This window comes from Streptomyces sp. NPDC090021, from assembly GCF_044748225.1.
Taxonomy (GTDB): Bacteria; Actinomycetota; Actinomycetes; order Streptomycetales; family Streptomycetaceae; genus Streptomyces.
On record NZ_JBIVFO010000028.1, the window covers coordinates 40,582 to 59,838 of the forward strand.

General features: G+C 74.5%; 17 protein-coding genes. 8 read left to right on the forward strand and 9 right to left on the reverse strand.

Annotated elements, in window-relative coordinates; genetic code table 11:
- Positions 1 to 30: 30 nt before the first annotated feature.
- Positions 31 to 960 (reverse strand): N-acetylmuramic acid 6-phosphate etherase, encoded by a 930-nt coding sequence (murQ, locus tag ACIPXC_RS22560; protein ID WP_401621026.1) that lies wholly within the window; start codon positions 958 to 960, stop codon positions 31 to 33.
- Between the two features lie 1,002 nt (positions 961 to 1,962).
- Between murQ and ACIPXC_RS22565 the strand changes: the two genes are divergently transcribed.
- Both ACIPXC_RS22565 and ACIPXC_RS22570 read left to right on the forward strand, forming a co-directional pair.
- Entirely contained in the window at positions 1,963 to 2,337 is a 375-nt protein-coding gene (locus ACIPXC_RS22565; protein ID WP_386527986.1) for a hypothetical protein, read from the forward strand.
- A gap of 7 nt (positions 2,338 to 2,344) precedes the next feature.
- The gene (locus tag ACIPXC_RS22570) at positions 2,345 to 2,614 is read left to right on the forward strand and encodes a DUF4031 domain-containing protein (RefSeq protein WP_030961872.1); all 270 of its coding nucleotides are present in this window, start codon (positions 2,345 to 2,347) and stop codon (positions 2,612 to 2,614) included.
- A gap of 27 nt (positions 2,615 to 2,641) precedes the next feature.
- Here the strand turns inward: ACIPXC_RS22570 and ACIPXC_RS22575 are convergent, their stop codons facing one another.
- Entirely contained in the window at positions 2,642 to 3,385 is a 744-nt protein-coding gene (locus ACIPXC_RS22575) for a hypothetical protein (RefSeq protein WP_401621031.1), read from the reverse strand.
- Positions 3,386 to 3,445: 60 nt separating this feature from the next.
- On the reverse strand, positions 3,446 to 4,717 hold the full coding sequence (locus ACIPXC_RS22580) for a serine hydrolase domain-containing protein (protein ID WP_401621034.1): 1,272 nt from the start codon (positions 4,715 to 4,717) through the stop codon (positions 3,446 to 3,448).
- Positions 4,718 to 5,081: 364 nt separating this feature from the next.
- On the opposite strand from ACIPXC_RS22580, the gene ACIPXC_RS22585 reads away from it, so the two are divergent.
- Positions 5,082 to 5,975 carry a helix-turn-helix domain-containing protein gene (locus tag ACIPXC_RS22585; protein WP_401621037.1) on the forward strand — a complete coding sequence of 298 codons (894 nt, stop codon included), beginning with the start codon at positions 5,082 to 5,084 and terminating at the stop codon, positions 5,973 to 5,975.
- Positions 5,976 to 6,102: 127 nt separating this feature from the next.
- Here ACIPXC_RS22585 and ACIPXC_RS22590 read toward each other — a convergent pair whose 3' ends face one another.
- The gene (locus ACIPXC_RS22590; protein ID WP_401621040.1) at positions 6,103 to 6,777 is read right to left on the reverse strand and encodes a hypothetical protein; all 675 of its coding nucleotides are present in this window, start codon (positions 6,775 to 6,777) and stop codon (positions 6,103 to 6,105) included.
- A gap of 155 nt (positions 6,778 to 6,932) precedes the next feature.
- Here ACIPXC_RS22590 and ACIPXC_RS22595 point away from each other — a divergent pair, with 155 nt between their 5' ends.
- Complete coding sequence (locus tag ACIPXC_RS22595) at positions 6,933 to 7,619, forward strand: copper homeostasis protein CutC (protein WP_401621042.1); 687 nt, start codon at positions 6,933 to 6,935, stop codon at positions 7,617 to 7,619.
- Between the two features lie 328 nt (positions 7,620 to 7,947).
- Here ACIPXC_RS22595 and ACIPXC_RS22600 read toward each other — a convergent pair whose 3' ends face one another.
- Complete coding sequence (locus ACIPXC_RS22600) at positions 7,948 to 9,921, reverse strand: HelD family protein (protein ID WP_401621184.1); 1,974 nt, start codon at positions 9,919 to 9,921, stop codon at positions 7,948 to 7,950.
- Positions 9,922 to 10,350: 429 nt separating this feature from the next.
- On the opposite strand from ACIPXC_RS22600, the gene ACIPXC_RS22605 reads away from it, so the two are divergent.
- Positions 10,351 to 10,536 (forward strand): hypothetical protein, encoded by a 186-nt coding sequence (locus ACIPXC_RS22605; RefSeq protein ID WP_030961862.1) that lies wholly within the window; start codon positions 10,351 to 10,353, stop codon positions 10,534 to 10,536.
- 164 nt (positions 10,537 to 10,700) lie between these two features.
- On the opposite strand, the gene ACIPXC_RS22610 is transcribed toward ACIPXC_RS22605, so the two are convergent.
- Positions 10,701 to 11,930, reverse strand: a complete 1,230-nt coding sequence (locus ACIPXC_RS22610; protein WP_401621045.1) for a serine hydrolase domain-containing protein — start codon at positions 11,928 to 11,930, stop codon at positions 10,701 to 10,703.
- Between the two features lie 233 nt (positions 11,931 to 12,163).
- Here ACIPXC_RS22610 and ACIPXC_RS22615 point away from each other — a divergent pair, with 233 nt between their 5' ends.
- Entirely contained in the window at positions 12,164 to 12,940 is a 777-nt protein-coding gene (locus ACIPXC_RS22615; RefSeq protein ID WP_401621048.1) for a glycosyltransferase 87 family protein, read from the forward strand.
- Here the strand turns inward: ACIPXC_RS22615 and ACIPXC_RS22620 are convergent.
- Positions 12,906 to 14,549 carry a DNA repair helicase XPB gene (locus ACIPXC_RS22620; RefSeq protein WP_183067899.1) on the reverse strand — a complete coding sequence of 548 codons (1,644 nt, stop codon included), beginning with the start codon at positions 14,547 to 14,549 and terminating at the stop codon, positions 12,906 to 12,908. The two genes, ACIPXC_RS22615 and ACIPXC_RS22620, sit on opposite strands and share 35 nt — an antisense overlap.
- 162 nt (positions 14,550 to 14,711) lie before the next feature.
- Between ACIPXC_RS22620 and ACIPXC_RS22625 the strand changes: the two genes are divergently transcribed.
- Both ACIPXC_RS22625 and ACIPXC_RS22630 read left to right on the forward strand, forming a co-directional pair.
- On the forward strand, positions 14,712 to 14,870 hold the full coding sequence (locus ACIPXC_RS22625; RefSeq protein ID WP_401621052.1) for a hypothetical protein: 159 nt from the start codon (positions 14,712 to 14,714) through the stop codon (positions 14,868 to 14,870).
- A 135-nt stretch (positions 14,871 to 15,005) separates the two neighbouring features.
- On the forward strand, positions 15,006 to 15,548 hold the full coding sequence (locus ACIPXC_RS22630) for a DoxX family protein (protein ID WP_401621055.1): 543 nt from the start codon (positions 15,006 to 15,008) through the stop codon (positions 15,546 to 15,548).
- A 32-nt stretch (positions 15,549 to 15,580) separates the two neighbouring features.
- On the opposite strand, the gene ACIPXC_RS22635 is transcribed toward ACIPXC_RS22630, so the two are convergent.
- Together ACIPXC_RS22635 and ACIPXC_RS22640 are read right to left on the reverse strand one after the other, a co-directional pair.
- Positions 15,581 to 16,180: a DUF4291 domain-containing protein gene (locus ACIPXC_RS22635; protein WP_401621058.1), complete on the reverse strand. Its 600-nt coding sequence runs from the start codon at positions 16,178 to 16,180 to the stop codon at positions 15,581 to 15,583.
- Between the two features lie 561 nt (positions 16,181 to 16,741).
- Positions 16,742 to 19,177: a helicase-associated domain-containing protein gene (locus ACIPXC_RS22640; protein ID WP_401621060.1), complete on the reverse strand. Its 2,436-nt coding sequence runs from the start codon at positions 19,175 to 19,177 to the stop codon at positions 16,742 to 16,744.
- Between the last annotated feature and the right edge of the window lie 80 nt (positions 19,178 to 19,257).

Genomic DNA, 19,257 nt, shown 5'->3' on the forward strand with positions numbered 1-19,257 from the left:
CGTGGTGGTCGCCTTGCCGTAGGGGGTGGGTCAGCGGGTCCGGGCCCGGGCGAGGGCCGCGCGGAGGTGGCCGTGGGAGGCGGCGAGGAGTTCGGCGGCGGCCGGACCGTCGACCTCGCCGAGGACGACGAGGACGGCGTTCTTGACCTCGCCGCCGGTGGCGGTGAGCGCGGCCTCGATCTCCTCGTCGGGGGCGCCGGTCGCCAGGGCCACGATGCGGCGGGCGCGGGCGCGGAGCTTCTCGTTGGAGGAGCGCATGTCGACCATGAGGTTCCCGTAGGTCTTGCCCAGGCGGATCATGGTGATGGTCGAGATGAGGTTGAGGACGAGCTTCTGGGCGGTGCCGGCTTTGAGGCGGGTGGAGCCGGTGAGGAGTTCGGGGCCGACGACGACCTCGATGCCGTGGTCGGCGGCGGCGGCGAGGGCGGAGCCTGCGTTGCAGGACAGTCCGACGGTGAGCGCGCCGCGGTCGCGGGCGGCGGTGACGGCACCGATCGCGTAGGGGGTGCGGCCGGACGCGGAGATGCCGATGACGGTGTCGTCCGGCCCGATCCGCAGTGCGGCCAGGTCGTCGGCGGCCAGTTGCGGGGAGTCCTCGGCGCCCTCGACGGCCTTGACCATGGCGGAGGGGCCGCCGGCGATCAGGCCGACGACGTCGGCCGGGTCGGTGTTGAAGGTGGGCGGGCATTCGCTGGCGTCCAGGACGCCCATCCGGCCGGCCGTGCCGGCGCCGGCGTAGACGAGGCGGCCCCCGCGGGCCATCCGCTCGGCGATCGAGTCGATGGCGGCGGCGATCCGTGGGAGCTGGGCCGCGACGGCGGCCGGGACGGTGGCGTCCTCGGCGTTCATGGTGCGGGCGATGTCGAGGGTGGACAGCCGGTCGATCTCGGCGAGTTCGGGGCGGAAGGCCTCGGTGGTCAGCGTCTCCAACTGGGCGCGGAGTTCGGCGTACGCGGTCATGGGCGGGAGCCTCCGGCGGTTCGGCGGTGGGTGCGGGCCTGCTGCGGTCGGCGTGCGGTGCGGTGCGCAGGGGCGCGGCGGGTGCCGCGTGCCGCGGCAGGTGCCGGTACGGGGCCGTCGCGGCGGCCGCCCCCTGCCCGGGGGCGGATCCGGGCGCTGTGCCGAGGAAGTGCGGCAGGGTCTCCCGGCCCGGCCCGGCCCCTGGTCGTACGTCGGCGGGGTGGCTGCCGTGCCCGGGCCGGTGGTCGTGCGTCGGCGGGGTGGCTGCCGTGCCCGGGCCGGTGGTCGTGCGTCGGCGGGGTGGCTGCCGTGCCCGGGCCGGTGGTCGTACGTCGGCCGGGTGGCTGCCGTGCCTCGGCTGGTGGTCGTGCGTCGGCCGGGTGGCTGCCGTACGTGCGCCGGGCGAGGTTCGTGGTGCGGGGGCGGGCGGCGGGCCGGGGCGTGGCAGCTTGTGGGCGGGGCTGCGGTCTACGGCGCCGGAGGCACGGGTGTCCTTGGGTGTGGACCGGTACGAGGCGGGTTCGGTCGGCGGAGCGGGCGCTCGGCCGGCCGGTCCGCAGTGGCTCCCGGGCGGTGTCCCGGCCGACGGCGGTCGCGGTGGCGGTGGTGGCTGCGGCTGCGGCGGTGATCGGGGCCGCGGTGCCGGTGTGCGTGGCGTCGGATCCCAGCCGGGCGGGGTGTGCGGCGGGGCACGCGGTGCGGTGGGGGGCTCGGCGGTGTTCGCCGGTTCCGGTGCGCTTCGCGCGGGCCGACAGAGCGAGCCGGCCGCAGTCGGCCGGGTCGGCGGCCTCGGGGCGGGCGCCGGTGGCGCGGGCCGGCCGGCGGAGTTCCGGCGGGCGGGCGGCGGGCCGGCGCCCGCACCGCGGCGGGCCCGCGGGGGTCGCTTTCGGCTTCGTGCGCACCTCTGAAAGCTATTTTCGGGCGGGGTGGTGGTCAATCCGCCATTGGGCCCACGACGGGCGGGCCTTCTTCACATGCACTCCGGAGGTCCACAATGGCCCCATGGACCGTACGACCCCCCTGGAACAGGCGCTGCACGTCGCCCGCGCACTCGTGCTCGCCGATCTCGCCGCCGGCAAGGTCGCCGATGCCGATGTCGTCTCCCTCGTCGAGGACTCGGTCACGCACCGCCGGTGGTGGGTGGAGCAGTGGCCGGAGGGGGTCGACTACCTCCCGGGGCTCGTCGCCCAGGACGTGCAGGACTCGCTGCTGGAGAAGTACGGACGCTGGCCGCTGTGCCCGGTCTGCACCCACGGCGAACCGCACGCGCTGGACGTGGAGCCTGAGCTCGGACCCGACCCGCACTGGGTGTGCTCGGAGGCGGGCGTGAGAGTGGCCGCGGTCGGCGGCCTCGGGCCCGTCCTCGGCCCAGGGTGACCCGCCGGTGACCGTCTACATCGACCCGCCGACCTGGCCGGGCCACGGCCGCATGTGGTCCCACCTGGTCAGCGACGTCTCGTACGAGGAGCTGCACGCCTTCGCGGCGTCCATCGGCTGTCCGCCACGGGCCTTCGAGCGGGACCACTACGACGTGCCCTCGCACCGCTACGCCGACGCCGTCGGCGCGGGTGCGGTGGAGATCGGCAGCAAGGAGCTGGTGCGCCGGCTCACGGCGGCGGGCCTGCGCCGTCCCAAGGGCCGCCCGGCGGCCTGAACCAGCGGGACGTCAGCGGTCGGGCCGTCAGGACGCGCCGACCGTGATGCGCCGGGCCGGGTCGGTGGTGTCGTGGACCGCGTAGCGTGCGCTGATGGTCGCGGTCGTGACCGAGGTGCCGCAGAAGAAGGAGCCCGTCACCTTCACGGGGATCGGGGCCCGGTCCAGGACCAGTGCGGGGGTGTCCCGGTCGTCCCAGGTGCCGTCGGCGGTGGCGGGTGTGGTGGGGGCGGCGACGGCCGCGCAGGCCAGCAGTCCGCCGGTGCGCAGGACGAAACCGCCGGTGGGGACGGACAGCCGGGCCGTGGTGGGGGACCCGTGCTGGAACAGCACCTGCCAGGGGCCCGCCTGCTCGTTGGTCTCGACGGAGATCCGCAGGCCGGGTGCGTCGCTCGTGCAGTCCTCGAAGACCGGCGGGCTGATACGGACGCTCGCCGGGCCGGTGGGGTCGGTGGGGTCGGTGGGGTCGGTGGGGCCGGGGGTGTCGGTGGGGTCGGTGGGGTCGGTGGGGCCGGGGGTGTCGGGGATGGTGTTGCGGCCCTCGGCGCCGGGGAGCGTGGCGGACGTCGCGCAGGTCACGACGATCGGGCCGGCCTCGAACACGACGGCCCCCTCGGCCACGGCGGCGAACCGGTGTCCGGCCGGGGACAGCACGGTGCCGTCGGCCGTCGGCGCGGCCTGCGCCGCGGCCGGGAGGAGCGCCGAGGCTCCGAGGGTCAGGCAGGCGGCGGAGAGCGCGGTGCGCGGTAAGCGGAGCCTCTTGATGATCATGCTCCGAGCCTAGGAAGTCGCAGGTGGGCCCACCAGGGCCGAACGGCCGGGCGAACGGCCCTACGACTTCGGCGGCGCGGACGGCGCGGACGGCGCGGGCGGCGCGGGCGGTGTGGGCGGCGCGGACGGCGCGGACGGTTCCGGGACCGCCTGGGGCTGGGCCGCCTCCGGGAGCTCCCAGACGTGCTCCGGGGTCGCGATCTCGGTGACCGCGTTGGCGACGAGGCTGCTCAGGCTGCCGAACTCCCCGTCGGCGTCGGAGTTCACCACGATCACCAGGGTGGCCCGGTCCTGCGGGAGGCGGACGGCGATGGTCTCGTAGCCGGGCAGTTCGCCGTTGTGCCCGATCCAGCCGGCTATCTCGGCGATGCCGAGCCCGTAGCCCAGCTCGGGGTGCCCGGTGGGCAGCATGCGCAGCCGCTGGGCCTGGGTGCCCGGTTCCAGCAGCGGGTCGCCGTCCGGAAGCCGCCCGCTGACCAGGGTCGGGACCCAGGAGTGCAGGTCGTCGATGGTGGAGATCATCGCGCCGGCCGCCCAGCCCCAGGAGGGGTTCCACTGGGAGGCGTCGACGGTCGCACCGTCCGGGGTGAAGTTCGTGTAGCCGTGCACGAACGGACTGGTGATCTCCGCGCCGGTCGGCAGCGAGGTCGAGTCCAGGTCGGCCGGTTCGAAGACCTCCTGCTCCAGATAGGTGTGCAGGGGCTGACCGCTGACCTTCTCGACGAGCAGGCCGAGCAGAACGGTATTGGTGTTGGAGTACTCCCAGCGCGCGCCCGGCGGGAAGTCGGCGGGGTGCCGGAAGGCGATGTCCAGCAGTTGCTGCGGGGTCCAGGCACGGTACGGGTCGGCCTTGAAGGCGGCCTGCCAGCGCGGGTCCTCGGTGTAGTTGTAGAGGCCGCTGCGCATCTCGGCGAGCTGCCGGACGGTGATCTTCTCGCCGCCGGGTACCCCGTCGAGGTACGTCGAGATCGGCGCGTCGAGCCGTACCTTCCCGTCGTCGACGAGCTGGAGGACGCCGGTGATGGTGAAGGTCTTGGTGACGCTGCCGATGCGGGTGTGCATGTCGGTCTTGATGGGGGTGCCGGTGGTCTTGTCGGAGGTGCCGAAGGCGCGCACGTAGGGCTCGTCGCCGTCGATCCACAGGCCGACGCCCACACCGGGGATGCCCGCCTCGCGCATGGCCGCGGTGATCGCGTCGTCGAGTTTCTCGGCGATCACGTCGTCGACGCCGACCCGGCCCGGCGGGGCGGCGGCGGGGGCCTGGCCCGCGCACAGCGCGGTCAGCAGCAGGGAGGCGGCGGCCAGGACTGTGGGCGTGCGGTACCGGCCCATGCAGGATCACCTCTGACGGACGTCCCCGAGCGGTATCCGGATCCCCGAGCCGACCTTCCCATCGTAGGAAGGCGGGTCCGGGGCGGCGACCGGGACCGGAGCCCGCGCGGCGGGACGCCGGTGGCGGGGACGGTCCCATACTCAAGACACGAGAGGGAAAGGACCCCACCAAGCCCCACCCCTCCCGCCCCGTGGCGCACACTCACTCGCTTGAGTGAAAAAGGTCAACTTGGCTGGCTTCGGGGCAGGTTGCCTGATCTACGCTCAGCGCGACAGAGCACATCACCGCTGACATGCGTCGGCCCCCGCCGGGAGCGCAATCCCAGTGCGGGGGCCTGACCACCGAGGAAGAAAGCCCTTCCCGATGGATACACAGAACACTAGCGCGCGCCCGCCCGCGCAGCCCCGTAACGGCGAAAAAAACCACCCTTCCCGGGGCACCCGCGCGTACAACCGCTCCGGCGGCGTCATCCACGACAACTCCCACCACACCAGCCGCTTCACGGTGATCGGCAACCACCTCGCCCAGCACGCCGAGCTGTCGTTGCTGGCCATCGGCCTGGCCGTCCACATCCAGTCCCTGCCCGGTGGAGCGCTTATCGACATCAGGACCCTCGCGGCCCGGTTCCCCGAGGGAAAGACGCGGATCGCGGCGGCCCTGCGCGAGCTGGAGACCCACGGCTATCTGCGCCGCACCTGCGAACGCACCAGCAGCGGCCGCGTCGTCACGCGCACAGTCTCCTGCAACCAGCCGGGCCGGTCCGGCGCCACGACCGGGCCGGAGCCGAAACCGAAGGCCGGGCGCCCGGCCCGCCGGGAGGGCGAGCCGCCGCGCCGCGCCCTCCCCGCCGTGCCGAGGCCCGCGTACCCGGCCCCCGACCTCCTCCGGTCCGCCGTCGAGGTCCTCGCCGGCCTCCGCCGCGGGGATCCCCGCCTGCTGCTCTCCGCCACCGACGTCGATCACCTCGCCCCCGGCGTCGCGGCCTGGCTGGAGCGCGAGCTGCCGCCGAGCGCCGTGCACCACGCCCTGACGGCCGACCTGCCGACGGAGCCGCTGCACCGTCCGGCCGCGCTCCTGGCGCACCGCCTCGCCGCCCAGCTCCCGCCCGTGCCGCCGTTCAGAGCCCCCGCGGCGAGGGACGCCGTCAGACATCCGCTGCAGAACTGCGACGTCTGCGACCACGCCTTCCGCGGGGCCGAACCCGGCCGCTGCCGTGACTGCGCAACCGCACCGCCCGGGGTTCACCCCTCCGGGTGAACCGCCGCCGCATTGTCCCGTTCCGCGATTTCCCTCCCTGCCAGGAGCGCTCGACCGCCGAACGGGTCGCGGACCGCTCCTTCCGCACGTCGCCCCGTGGGAACGCGGTCGAGCTCCCCCACGTGGGTCAGTCGGGTGTATCCCCGGAGGTCAGGGCGGCCAGTTCGGCGGCGAGGTTCGCGCGCGCCGGGGCCTCCCAGTGCGCCGTGCCGTGGGGCGTGCGGAAGAGCCGGGGCAGGTCGAGGAGCTGGCGCAGTACGGCGGCGCGCCCGGTGCGGAAGGCGTCGTCGGGGACGAAGCCGTACTCGTCGCGGACGGCGGCGGCGTAGGCGGCGTACTCCTGCGGGGTGCCGGCCAGGACGGCCAGGTCGGCGTCGCACAGCACCTCGCCGTCGGTGTCGCCGGGGGCGGGGTCGTGGGTGACGGTGAGGCGGACCAGACGGGCCACCTCGGCGGTGCGCGCGGCGTCGATGCCGAGCTCGGGGAGGGCGCGCTCGGCGAGGGCGGCGCTGCGCTCCTCGTTCTCGGAGCGGTCGGGGCGGTAGACGGCGTCGTGGAACCAGGCGGCCAGCCGGACGGCGGCGGGGTCGGCGGCGTGCGGCGCGAGCACGTCGATCCGGGCGAGTACGTCGGCCAGGTGCGCGGTGGTGTGGTAGCGGCGCTGGGGCTCCGCCCAGGCGGTGAGGAGGCGGTCGGCGTAGGGGGCGGGATCGCGGTCGGCGGGGGTGCCGGCGGCGGTGACGGCCTCGTGCCAGCGGGCGCGGAGATCCGTGGTGTCGGTGCGCGGGGTGCCTATGTCCATGGGCACATTGTGGGGGTGGCGTGATTGTGCTGGTGGAGCACGGCCGGAGGCCCGTACCCTGGATATTGGACTAGACCTGTTGTGGGGGCTTTGGCCTTGTGCGAGCTCCCCCGACCCCTCGCTCTCCCGAGCGTTCTTCCGAAGGATGGGATCGAATGAGCAACCGTGCGCTCCTGGAGGTGATCGCCCTCGACGTGGAGGACGCGGTCGCGGCCCAGGCAGGTGGGGCGGACCGCCTGGAGCTGGTCACCGACATGGCCGCCGACGGCCTCACCCCGGCGCGCGAGACGTTCGCGGCGATCCGCGCGGCCGTCGACATCCCGCTGCGTGTGATGATCCGCAAGGCGGACGGTTTCGCCGCGGGGGACGTCGCCCTCCTGGCCGCGACGGCCCGGGAGCTGCGGGCGGAGGGGGCGCGGGAGTTCGTCCTGGGCTTCCTGAACGCGGACGGCAGCCCCGACCTGGCCGCGGTCGAGGCGGTCCTCGCGGAGCTGGCGGGCTGCGCGTGGACCTTCCACCGGGCGATCGACCGCGCGGCGGACCGGGACCAGCTGCGCAAGGCGCTGGCCGACCTGCCCGGCCTGGACACCTACCTGACGGCGGGGTCGGCGGCGGGGGTCGAGGAAGGACTGCCGGTGCTCCTCGCGGAGGCGGCGCGTGGTGGTGAGCCGGGGTACGGGGCGCGGATCCTCGTGGGCGGCGGGCTGACGCTCGCGCACGTGCCGCTGCTGCGGGCGGGCGGGGTCGACGCGTTCCACATCGGCGGCGCGGCGCGCCCCGACGGGTGGGGGCGGCCGGTCTCGGCCGCCGCCGTCGCCGAGTGGCGGGCCCTGCTGGACTGACTGGCCCGGCCCCGCCGGGGTTCGGGGCGCGGGACCCGGCCCGCGGCCGGGGCCTTGCGCGGCGGGTGGACCGGCGGGTGGACCGGCGGCAGAGCAGGCCCCGGCGGGGTTCGGGCGCGGGGTCCGGGGTGGAGCCCCAGGGGTCCGGCCGGAAGCCGGCCCGCGGCCGGGGCTTTGCGCGGCGGGTGGACCGGCGGGTGGACCGACGGCGGGAGCGGCGGCAGAGCCGGCCCCGCCGGGGTTCGGGCGCGGGATCCGGGGTGGAGCCCCAGAGGTTCGGCCGGAAGCCGGCCCGCGGCCGGGCCCGGGGCCGGGGCCGACGGAGCCGTCAGGTCAGGGCCTGGGGCAGGGGCGCCGAGTGGAGGGCCGTCAGGCCCGAGACGGCTCGGGTGAGGCAGACGTACAGGCGGCGCAGGCCGGTCCGCTCGTCCGGTTCGCCGTCGACGATCGCCGCGGGCTCGTCGAGGACCACGTAGTCGTACTCCAGGCCCTTCGCCAGCGAGGCCGGGACGAGGGTCAGGCGGGACTGCGCGGTCGTCTCCTCGCCGGGGGACAGGTACGGCAGGCCCGCCGCCAGCAGGGCCTCGGCCAGGGCGGGGACGCGGGCGTCCGCGGCGATCAGGCCGATCGAGCCCTCGTGGGTCAGGGACTCGCGGCAGGACCGGATCACCGCCGCCGTCAGGTCGTCCGTCTCGGTCACCCGCAAAGACCCCGGGGTCTCGCGGACGGAGGAGACCGGGGCCAGCCCCGGGGAGATCGCCGGCAGCAGGCGGGACGCGTAGGCGATGACCTCGCGCGGCACGCGGAAGCCGGCCGTCAGCTCCTCCAGCGCCGCCTGCGGCTTGCCGAGGTGGGTCAGGGCCTCGTCCCAGCTGCGCGTGGCCCACGGGGTGGTGCCCTGCGCGAGGTCGCCCAGGACCGTCGCCGAGCCGGTCGTGCAGCGCCGTCCCACCGCCCGGTACTGCATGGGGGAGAGGTCCTGCGCCTCGTCGAGGACGACGTGGCCGAGCGAGTGGGTGCGTTCCACCAGGTCGGAGGCCTCGTCGATGAGGACGAGGTCCGCCGCCGACCACTTCGCCGACTTCACGCTCCGGAACGGCTTCGGCCACAGCAGGAGCTTCTGCTCGTCCGCCGTCAGGACGTCCTGCGCGTGCTCGGCGAGGAAGTCCGGGTCGGAGAGCAGCCGCAGGACCAGCTTCGCCGGTTCGACGGGCGGCCAGATCTCCTTGACCACGGCCTTCACGGCCGCGTTGCGGGCCACCGCGTCCTGGACGCGGTCGTCCGGGGCCTCGCCCGCCTGTTCCATGCGGACCAGGACGGCGTGCGCGATGCGCCGGGGCAGGGCCTCGCGGGCGGCGCCGTAGCGGATGTCGCGGTTCTGCAGTTCCTCGACCATCTCCTCCAGCTCGTACGCCGGCACGCGCCAGCGGCGCGAGCCGCGGACCACCATCAGCGGTTCCGTGGGGCGGCCGACGTGGGAGCGGACCGCGCGGCGGAGCACCTCCGCCATGCGGGCGTCGCCCTTGACGACGGCGGTCTCGGCGGGGTCGGTGCCGCGTACCTCCAGGCCCTCGCGGGCCACCAGGTCGTCGACGGTGGCCTGCTTCACCTCCAGCTCGCCGAGGGCCGGGAGGACCTGCTCGATGTAGTGCAGGAAGGAGCGGTTCGGCCCGATGACGAGGGTGCCGGTGCGGGCGAGGCGCTCACGGTGCGCGTACAGCAGGTACGCCACCCGGTGCAGGCCGACGGCCGTCTTCCCGGTGCCGGGGCCTCCCTGGACGCAGACCGAGCCGGACAGGCCGGAACGCACGATCTCGTCCTGCTCCGGCTGGATCGTGGCCACGATGTCCCGCATGGGGCCGACGCGCGGGCGCTCGATCTCCTGCTGGAGCAGCTTGCTGACGGCGGCTGCCTCGGCCGGGTCGGACAGGTGCTCGTCCTCGTACGCGGTGAGCTCGCCGCCGGTGTAGCCGAAGCGGCGGCGCAGGGCGATGTCCTGCGGGTCCTTCTTGGAGGCCCGGTAGAACGGCTGTGAGACGGGCGCGCGCCAGTCGATGACCATCGGGTCGCCGTCGGCGTCGTGGACGTGGCGGCGGCCGATGTAGAACTGCTCGCCCTCCGCGCCCTCGGCGAGCTCGGCGCCGGGGGAGTGCAGGTAGTCGAGGCGCCCGAAGAACAGGGGTGTGTGGGCGAGGTCGGCGAGGGCCTTGATGCGGTCGTCGATCTGGGCCTGCAGGACGATCGCGTTGACCCAGTTCGCGGTGACGTCGCGGATGTCGAGGGCCTCGACGTCCTCGCGCATGGCGCGCAGGGCGGAGCGCGAGGCGGTGAGGTGGGCCCGTTCGCGGCCCAGCGGGTCGGCGGGCAGCAGGTCGTCGGGGGTGGTCTCGGGGGTGGTCTCGGGGGCGTGCGCGGGCACGGGACTGCCTCCAGCTGCTGGAACGGAACAGATGCCCCCGGTTTCCGGCCGGCGGGCGGCTCTCCCCGGGTGAGGCGGTGGGAGGCGGCAAGAGCGGAGATTCTAGCCAGCGGGGCGCGCCCGCGCGAACGAAATTCACGGGGCTGGAAATCCGCCGCGGCCGGGACCTCCGTACGGGTGTCGTACCCGGGAGTGTCAGACCTTGGGGAGGGTCACCAGGGGGCGGCATGCGACGGAAGGAGGAGGCCGGGGGCCCGGGGATTGGGCCCGTAGGGCGATGTGGATCCGGTGGCGGCGGCGCACCATGGATTCATGAGCACCGCAACCTTCACTCCGATTCAGGGCGGCCGCCCGAGCGGCGCCACCGCCATCTCCGAGCACACGCCCCGCCACCGCCTCGGCAGCATGCTGCACGCCGCGAAGGTGTTCGCGGCGGCTGCCGTGAGCGTCGTCGTGCTGGGTGAGTACGCGGAGGACGCGGGCGTCATACGCCGCTGAGGCGGCCTGCGGCCTGCGGCCTGCGGCCTGCGGCCCGGGACCCCGCGGCCCCGTGCCCCGGCCCGAGCCCCGCGCCACCGGGACCCGAGCCCCGCGCCACCGGGACCCGAGCCCCGGGACCCCGCGCCACCGGGACCCCGCATTCCCGCGCCCCCGCGCCGGTGTCAGGCGTCGATCGCCTGGTAGACCGTGGTCCAGAAGTCGTGGATGAGCTGCGCCGGAGCCGCGGTCGTCAGCCCGACCTGTGTGAGCAGGACCCCCGTGAGGTCGTTCTCCGGGTCGGCGTACGCCGAGGTGCCGGTTCCGCCGTCCCAGCCGAACTGGCCGACGGGCGCGTAGTCGCCCCGGTAGGTGCGCACCGCCATCCCGAAGCCCCAGCCGCCCTGCTGTCCCTGGCCGAAGGACACATGGACGGCGCCCCGTGCCAGGGCCGACCGGGCGGCCTCCTGCTCGGGGGTGAGCCGGTTGGTGGTCATCAGCTCGACGGCGGGCCGGGACAGGATCCGCTCGCCTCCGTGCGTGCCCCGCTCCAGCAGCATCCGGAAGTAGGCGTGGTAGTCGTCCACGGTGGAGACCAGACCGCCGCCGCCCGCCTGGAACGCCACGGGCGCGCTGTACTGCCCGCCCTTCGCCTCGTCCCAGACGGTGAACTCCCCGGTCTGCGGGTTCGGGGCGTAGCTGGGCGGCAGCCGGTCGATCTTCTCGGCGGGCACGTGGAAGGCGGTGTCCTTCATCCCGAGCGGGTCGAGGACGCGTTCGCGCAGGAACGTCTCGAAGGGCCGGCCGGTGACCCGGGAGACGAGGACGCCGAGTACGTCGTGGCTGAGGTGGTACTGCCAGTGCTCGCCGGGCCGACGCATCAGCGGCAGCGTGCCGAGGCGGCGCATCCACTCGTCCTGCTCGGGCAGCGGTGCCGCGCCCTGGCTGAAGACACCCCCCTCGAAGATCGCGTTCATGATCGGGGAGCCCAGCGCCGTCAGGTCGATGCCGAGGCCGAAGGTGGAGGTCAGCAGGTCCCGCACGGTGATCGGGCGCGGGGCCGGCTCGGTGTCGTCGATCGGGCCGTCGATCCGCTTGAGGACCTGGCGGTCGGCGAGCTCGGGCAGCCACTGGTCCACCGGGTCGTCCAGTCGCAGCGCGCAGTCGTCGAGCAGGGCCATCGACGCCGCCATGGTCACCGGCTTCGAGGTGGACGCCATCCGGAAGATCGTGTCCCGGCTCATCGGTGCGCCACCGTCGTGGCGCATCGTCCCGATCGCCTCGACGTGCGTGTGACCGCCCCGGCCGACGAGGGCCACCACTCCGGGGATCCTCCCGGAGTCGACGTGCCGCGTCAGCACGTCGCGCACCTTGCGCAGCCCCGCTCCGGAGAAGCCGCCGTTGCTCCCACCCATGATGATTCTCCCCGTGGTCTGTGTTTCGAGAACTCCTGAACGACTTCGAAGCTACATTGCGTTTACGGATTGGTCAACAAACAATCGAGAGTGAACGTGGTCGTCTATGAGGCCAGTTTCACGCTCCTTTGCAATGACTTTGAAGCTGAATGCAATGTGCAACCTCGGCCTGTCGTTGCAATGAACTGGAGTGAACGCAGAGCCGCGCCGACTGATCCACTAGGGTCACGCGCGTGACCTTGAGCCCCACCCCCAGCCGCTCGCCGTCCTCCCTCGCCGGTGTGCTGGTGACGGGCTCGCTCCTCGTGCTGGGCGTGCTCTGCATCGCCCTGCGCGTCCCCGTGGCCGATGACCTCGTCGAGGGCTTCTCCGCCGCCGAGTGGCAGCCGCCCACCGGGTATCCACCGTTCGCGGCGATCCTGTTCACCCCGGCCGCCTGGCTGCCGGCCGGGTTACTGAAGGCGGTGCTCGTCCTCGGCAACGCCGGACTGCTCGCCCTGCTGATCGCGCTGTCCTGCCGGCTCGCGGGACTGCCGGCCAGGACCGCTCCCGTCCTGGCCGCCACCATCGCCGGGCTGTGGCTGGAGCCGCTGTTCCAGGCCCCCCTCTCCGGACAGATCAACCTCGCCCTCGCCTGCCTGGTCCTGTGGGACCTGGCCCGCCCCGGAGCCGCCCTCGGCAAGGGCTTCGCGCTGGGCATCGCCGCCGGGATCACCCTGACCCCGGCGGTCCTCGTCCCCTACCTGCTGGCCACCCGCCGGGTGCGGGCCGGGCTGACGGCACTGGCCGCCCTGACCGGGACCGCCCTGCTCGGCCGCCTGGTCCTGCCCGAGGAATCCGCCGCCTTCTGGTCCCGGCACCTCGCGGCCACCGGCCGCGCCCTCGTGCTGGACGGGCCGGGCCTGTGGGTCTGGGGCGTCCCCCTGCTCGCCGTGGCCGCGGCCCGCATCCGGGCGGCGGCCCACGGCCGGTCGGTCAGTCGTTCGCCAGCAGCTCGTCCGCGTCCATGATCCGGTAGGCGTACCCCTGCTCGGCGAGGAACCGCTGGCGGTGCGCCGCGAAGTCCTGGTCGATCGTGTCGCGCGCGACGACCGAGTAGAACCGCGCCTCGTGACCGTCCGCCTTGGGGCGCAGGACACGGCCCAGACGCTGCGCCTCCTCCTGTCGCGAGCCGAAGGTGCCCGACACCTGGATGGCCACCGTCGCCTCCGGCAGGTCGATGGAGAAGTTGGCGACCTTCGACACGACCAGCACGTTGATCTCGCCCTCGCGGAACGCGTCGAAGAGCTTCTCGCGCTGCGCGTTGGAGGTCTCGCCCTTGATGACGGGCGCGTCCAGGTGCTCGCCGAGCTCGTCGAGCTGGTCGATGTACTGCCCGATGACGAGGGTCTGCTCGCCCCGGTGCTTGCGCACCAGCGCCTCGGTGACCTTCCGCTTCGTCGCCGTCGTCGCGCAGAAGCGGTACTTCTCCTCGGTCTCGGCGGTCGCGTACGCCAGCCGCTCGGACTCCGTCAGGTTGACCCGGACCTCCACGCAGTCGGCCGGCGCGATGTAGCCCTGCGCCTCGATCTCCTTCCACGGCGCGTCGAACCGCTTCGGCCCGATCAGCGAGAAGACGTCCGACTCCCGCCCGTCCTCGCGCACCAGCGTCGCCGTCAGGCCGAGCCGGCGCCGCGCCTGCAGGTCGGCGGTGAACTTGAAGACCGGCGCGGGCAGCAGGTGCACCTCGTCGTAGACGATCAGGCCCCAGTCCCGGGAGTCGAAGAGCTCCAGGTGCGGGTAGACACCCTTCCGCTTGGTCGTCAGGACCTGGTACGTGGCGATCGTGACCGGCCGGATCTCCTTGCGGGTGCCGGAGTACTCGCCGATCTCGTCCTCCGTCAGCGACGTCCGCCTGACCAGCTCGTGCTTCCACTGGCGGGCCGAGACGGTGTTCGTGACCAGGATCAGCGTCGTCGCCTTCGCCTTCGCCATCGCGCCCGCGCCGACCAGCGTCTTCCCGGCGCCGCAGGGCAGCACGACCACACCGGAGCCGCCGTGCCAGAAGCCCTCGACGGCCTGCTGCTGGTACGGGCGCAGCGCCCAGCCGTCCTCGGCCAGGTCGATCGGGTGCGCCTCGCCGTCGACGTAGCCGGCGAGGTCCTCGGCGGGCCAGCCGAGCTTGAGCAGCGTCTGCTTGATCTGGCCGCGCTCGGAGGGGTGCACGGCCACGGTGTCGGGGTCGAGCCGGGCCCCGACCAGCGGGGTGATCTTCTTCGACCGCAGGATCTCCTCCAGCACCGGACGGTCGGTGCTGGTCAGCACCAGTCCGTGTACGGGGTGCTTGGAGAGGGTGAGGCGGCCGTAGCGGGCCATGGTCTCGGCGACGTCGACGAGCAGCGCGTGCGGCACCGGGTAGCGGGAGTACTCCACGAGCGCGTCGACGACCTGCTCGGCGTCGTGCCCGGCGGCACGGGCGTTCCACAGCCCGAGCGGAGTGATCCGGTAGGTGTGGATGTGCTCGGGCGCCCGTTCCAGCTCGGCGAACGGAGCGATGGCGCGACGCGCGGCTCCGGCGAGCTCGTGGTCGACCTCAAGCAGGAGGGTCTTGTCGCTCTGTACGATTAGCGGACCATTCACGCGCAGCGCCCCGTTTCACTCAGGTCAAACCTCCAGTGTGCCGTACGGGGCCGGGGCTGGGAACACGGCGCCGGGCGGGTCGGCCGCCTTCGCGTACAGAGTGCTGGAACCGGCCGACGGCCGACGGGCGACGGCCACGACGACGTCATCGGGTGCCTCTCCGTGCATCCCGCGCGCGAGGCACCCGACCGGATCCGGGTGTCCTCATGGGTGCGGGCCGACCGCGCACACCCGGACGCCCCGCTGCGCGACGCCGTACCGACCTGGCTGCACGCCGCGTGGCCCGTCGGCGGGACGCGGAGCGACTACGCGCCCAGGTGAACGGCGCCGGGGGCCGAACGGGTCGACGACGCCACCCCACGACGTTGCGGTCCGATGATAGGGAAAGCGCCGTCATAGGGTGGCCGTCGCTCAGGCGACCAGGGGGGACCGGACGCTCCCGACGAACGGACGCTCATGACGTACACACGGTTCGACCGCTCGCTCCTCGCCGACGCCTCGCCCCCCGCCACCACCGTCACCCACGACGTCGGCCTGCTCGTGCTCCGGCTGGTCGTCGGCCTCACGATGGCCGGCCACGGCACGATGAAGCTCTTCGGCTGGTTCGGCGGCCCGGGCCTCACCGCGACCGGCAAGGGCTTCTCCATGGCCGGCTATCCCGCCGGAGACGCCATGGCCGTCATCGCCGGCCTCTCCGAGACCCTCGGCGGCCTCGGTCTCGCAATCGGCCTGCTCACCCCGCTCGCCGGCGCGGCACTGACCGGCGTCTTCATCAACATCCTCGACGTCCGCGGCTTCGGCGCCTACTTCCCGCCCAAGGGCATCGAACTCGAAGTGGTGCTGTTCGCCGCGGTCATCGCCCTCACGCTCACCGGGCCCGGCCGCTACGCCGTCGACCACTACCTTCCGGTACTGCGCGCGTCACGGCCCCGGTACTCCCTGCTCGCACTGCTGGTCGGTGCCGTCGTCGGCTTCGTCGTCCTGCTCATCCGGGACTGACGGCACGGCACGGCAGGGCAGGGCGGGCGCGGTCAGGCGCCCAGGTGCTCCAGCGGCCCCGACGGGTAGGGCGTCTCCACCGGCAGCAGGGCGCGGGCCGCGTCCTCGGCGCCCTCCGCGCCCGACCGGAGCAGGCCGTGGATCTCCCGGACCAGCGGGGTCACGTCGCGGATGGAGACCGTCCACTCGTCGGCGTACGCCCGCGACGCGGGACCCGACAGGCCCAACTGGAGCGAGCGGTACGGCAGCGGGCCCAGGCGCAGGCTGCGCTCCGGGTCCCACTGCACGCGGGCGGGCGCCCGGCGCAGCGCCTCCTGCCAGGCGGCCCGGTCCGTGTGCACGCCCGCCTCGTAGTGCGACAGGCAGGCGTCGCGCAGCGCCCGGTCGAAGCCCTCGCGGGTGATCTCGACCGCCAGCACCGTCTCCTGGTCGGCCTTGGTGGCCCAGCCGCAGCGGTACATCATCCACAGGAACGACGGCTTGATCCACGTCATCCGCTCCCGCTTCCAGGCGGGCGGGAAGCGGTTGTCGCGGGCCGCCGGGACCCCGAGGCGGGGGGCGTAGGCCTGGTAGACGGTGATCGTGGTGTCGGTGTGGGCGGCGCGGATCTGACGGTGCGGTACGGCTTGCATGGGGCCAGGGTGTACGGCGGCGGGGTCGGGCCGCCAGCCGTTTTCCCTGCGGGGCCGCACCGTTGCGAGGGCTCCGCCCCCGGCCCCGCGCCTCAAGCGCCGGCGGGACTGAAAGATCGGGGCGCTGCCCTGGCCCCCGCGCCTCAAGTGTCGGCGGGGCTGAAAGATCGGGGGCGCTGCCCCCGGATCCCCGCGCCTCAAACGCTGGCGAGGCTGAAGGACCGGGCTCCGCCCCGGCCCCCGCGCCTCAAGTGTCGGCGGGGCTGAGGGATCGGGGCGCTGCCCTCGGATCCCCGCGCCTCAAGCGCCGGCGGGGCTGAGGGATCGGGGCGCTGCCCCCCGGCCCCCCGCGCCTCAAGCGCTGGCGGGGCTGAGACCGGGGCTCCGCCGGACCCCCGCGCATCGAATGCCGGCGAGGCTGAAGGACCGGGGCTCCGCTCCCGGAACGCCAAGCCTCGAACTTCCCGGCCCACCGCTGGGAGGTGCCCCCGGGCGGGGCCGGATGGTGCGGCGGGGCCGGGCGGTGCGGCCGGGGCGGGCGGTGCGTCGGGTGCCGTGAGGCTAGAGGTGTTCGTCGGCCAGTTCGGCCACGCCCGTGACGCGGTGGAGGGCGTACGTGCGGACCTCGTCCGCCGTGTGGTCGTAGCCGGTGACGAAGCCGCCCTCGACCCGTACCGGTGCGATGACGCGTTGGCTCGCCGCGCCGTCCGCGTTCACGTAGCCGATCCACACCGCCGACCCGGTCAGTGCCGCCGCCTGCACCGTCGCCAGCGTCTCCGCCGCACTCGTGCGCGGGAGTTCGCCCGGCACCCCGGCTGCCGGCCCCGGCTCCTTACGGACCGCGGTCGCCGCCAGGTCGCCCGCACGGATCGCCCGTACGGCCGCCCCCAGCAGCGTCGCGTCCGGCACCGGCGGCCCGTCCGGCACCGGCACGGGAGCCGAACGGGGCGGCGTGCGGTGGGCGTCGGCCCGCGCCACCAGCACGTCGCCGCTACCCGACTCCGCGGCCGGCGCGTACCCCATCGCCCGCAGCCCCTCCAGCAGCGCGGTCGGTTCGGCCCGCGCCGCCAGCACCGTCGGCGCCAGCCTGCGCAGCCCCAGCCCCGCCGAGCGCTTGTCCGCGAGGATCTCGCCGAGCATCGCGTCGTCGTCGCAGCGCACGTACGAGGAGGCCGCGCCGACCCGCAGGTGCCCGTGCCGACGGGCCACGTCGTCGATCAGGTACGCCAGCGGCTGCGGCACCGGCGTACGGCTGTGCTCCTTGAGGAAGGCGTGCAGGTCGGCGGCGGCGCGGCCGGCGTCCAGCGCCCGCCGCACCGAGCCCGGCGTGAACCGGTACACCGTCGCCCCGCCCTTGGACTCCACGTCCGCGAGCACCGCCAGGGTGTCCCCGAGCGGGCGGCGCAGCGGTCCCGGCGCCACCGCCGTCAGGTCGGCCTGGAGCAGTACGTGGTCCACCGGCTCCGGCAGCAGCGGCGCCAGCAGCGGCGCCGGGTCCCGGTGCTCCAGCAGGGCCCGGCCCGGCCCCGACAGGGCGCCGCGGCCGGTCACACCGAGGACCTCCGCCTCGGTGAGCGCCCAGTTCGCCAGACGCGCCCGAAGGTCGCTCGCCGTGCGCACGGGACGCTCCCACGCCAGCCGCTCCAGCACCGCCTCCGGATCGGCCGAGCCGCCCTCCGGCAGGTCCGCCAGGAGTTCCAGGACGCGCCGGCGCACCTCGGGCGCGGCGGACCGGTCCAGTTCGGGGCCGAGCGCCGACAGCGTGCGCCCCTTCGCGTCCTGCTCGCCCACCAGACCGGCCGTGCGGGTCGCCGGCAGCCACGCGGCCGCCAGCACCGACCACCGCTCGGCGGGCGGCAGTTCGCGCCAGTCGTCGAAGGCCGGCGTGGGTGCGTACCGCTCGTCCGCCTCCCCGTCGCCGGCCAGCAGCCCGGCCGCGTAGGCCAGTTCGATCCAGAACGCCGCCGACGCCTCGGTGGTGTCCAGGCCGGACGCGACCCGCTTCAGGTCCCGTACGGACAGCCCGCCCGCCCGCAGCACCGGCGGACCGGCGTGCTCCCAGGACTTCACCAGCTCCTCGACGGTGGCCAGCGCGGCCAGCGCCTGCCCGGCGGCGTTCGCGTCCACAAGCTGTGGACGGTGCTCGCGGTGCGCCGTCACCGGCGGGGCCACCGGCGCCGTGTCCTTGTGTGCGAGCCCGCCGCGCAGGTGCAGCGCCACCTCCCGGGGCAGGACCACGGTCCGCGCCGTCGCGGGCAGCAGCAGCCCCCGGTCGCGCAGCCAGCGCACCGGCGGCGCCGGGTTCGGGGTCACCTCCCCGTACGGCGGCCCCCACACCAGCCGCCCCAGCACCTGGTGCGCCTCGGCCGGGGCCTCGTCCAGCAGCGCCGACATCCGTTCCGGGTCGGTGAACAGCGCCGTCAGCGCCGTGACCGCGGAGACCGGGTCGTGTGTGGCGGGCAGCCCGGCCGCCGCCACGATCTCCTGCACCCGGGTCGGCGACATCCCGGCGGTGGCCTCGGCGACGGTCGGCCCCAGCCCCGTCGGCGAGGGCCGCTGCGCGGACGGCGCGAGGAACTCGCGGGCGGTGCGCACCAGCCGCAGCCGGTCCTCGTCCCCCCACACCAGCGCCTGGTCGCGCAGCACGCCCAGGGCCCGGGGCAGCGCGGTGCGGGCCCGCTCGTCCTCGCCGCCGGTCAGCAGCCCCTCCAGCACCGGGTACGGGCACGGGTCCGGGGCCACGGCCAGCGCCTCGGCCGTCTGCAGCGCGAACCGGTCCAGGCGCTCCAGCGCCCGCACCACCGAGGCCCGGGTCCCGGCGCGTGTGGCGAGCTGGGTGACATCGCCCGGCACCGGGTTCAGCAGGTCCGGACGGGAGTGCAGCAGCGTGCAGAGCGCGGCGTCGTCACGGGCGCGCAGCGCCTCGGCGAGGGAGCGCGGGGGAGCCGCCCCGGTCCCGCTCTCCGGAGCTCCCGCAGCAGTGCTTGGCTCGGGCACAGTCGCCTCCCGGTCGCGTCGGCCGGTCGTATCGGCCGGTCCCCATCCGGCCAACGGTATCCGCTGCGCCCGGGGCGGCT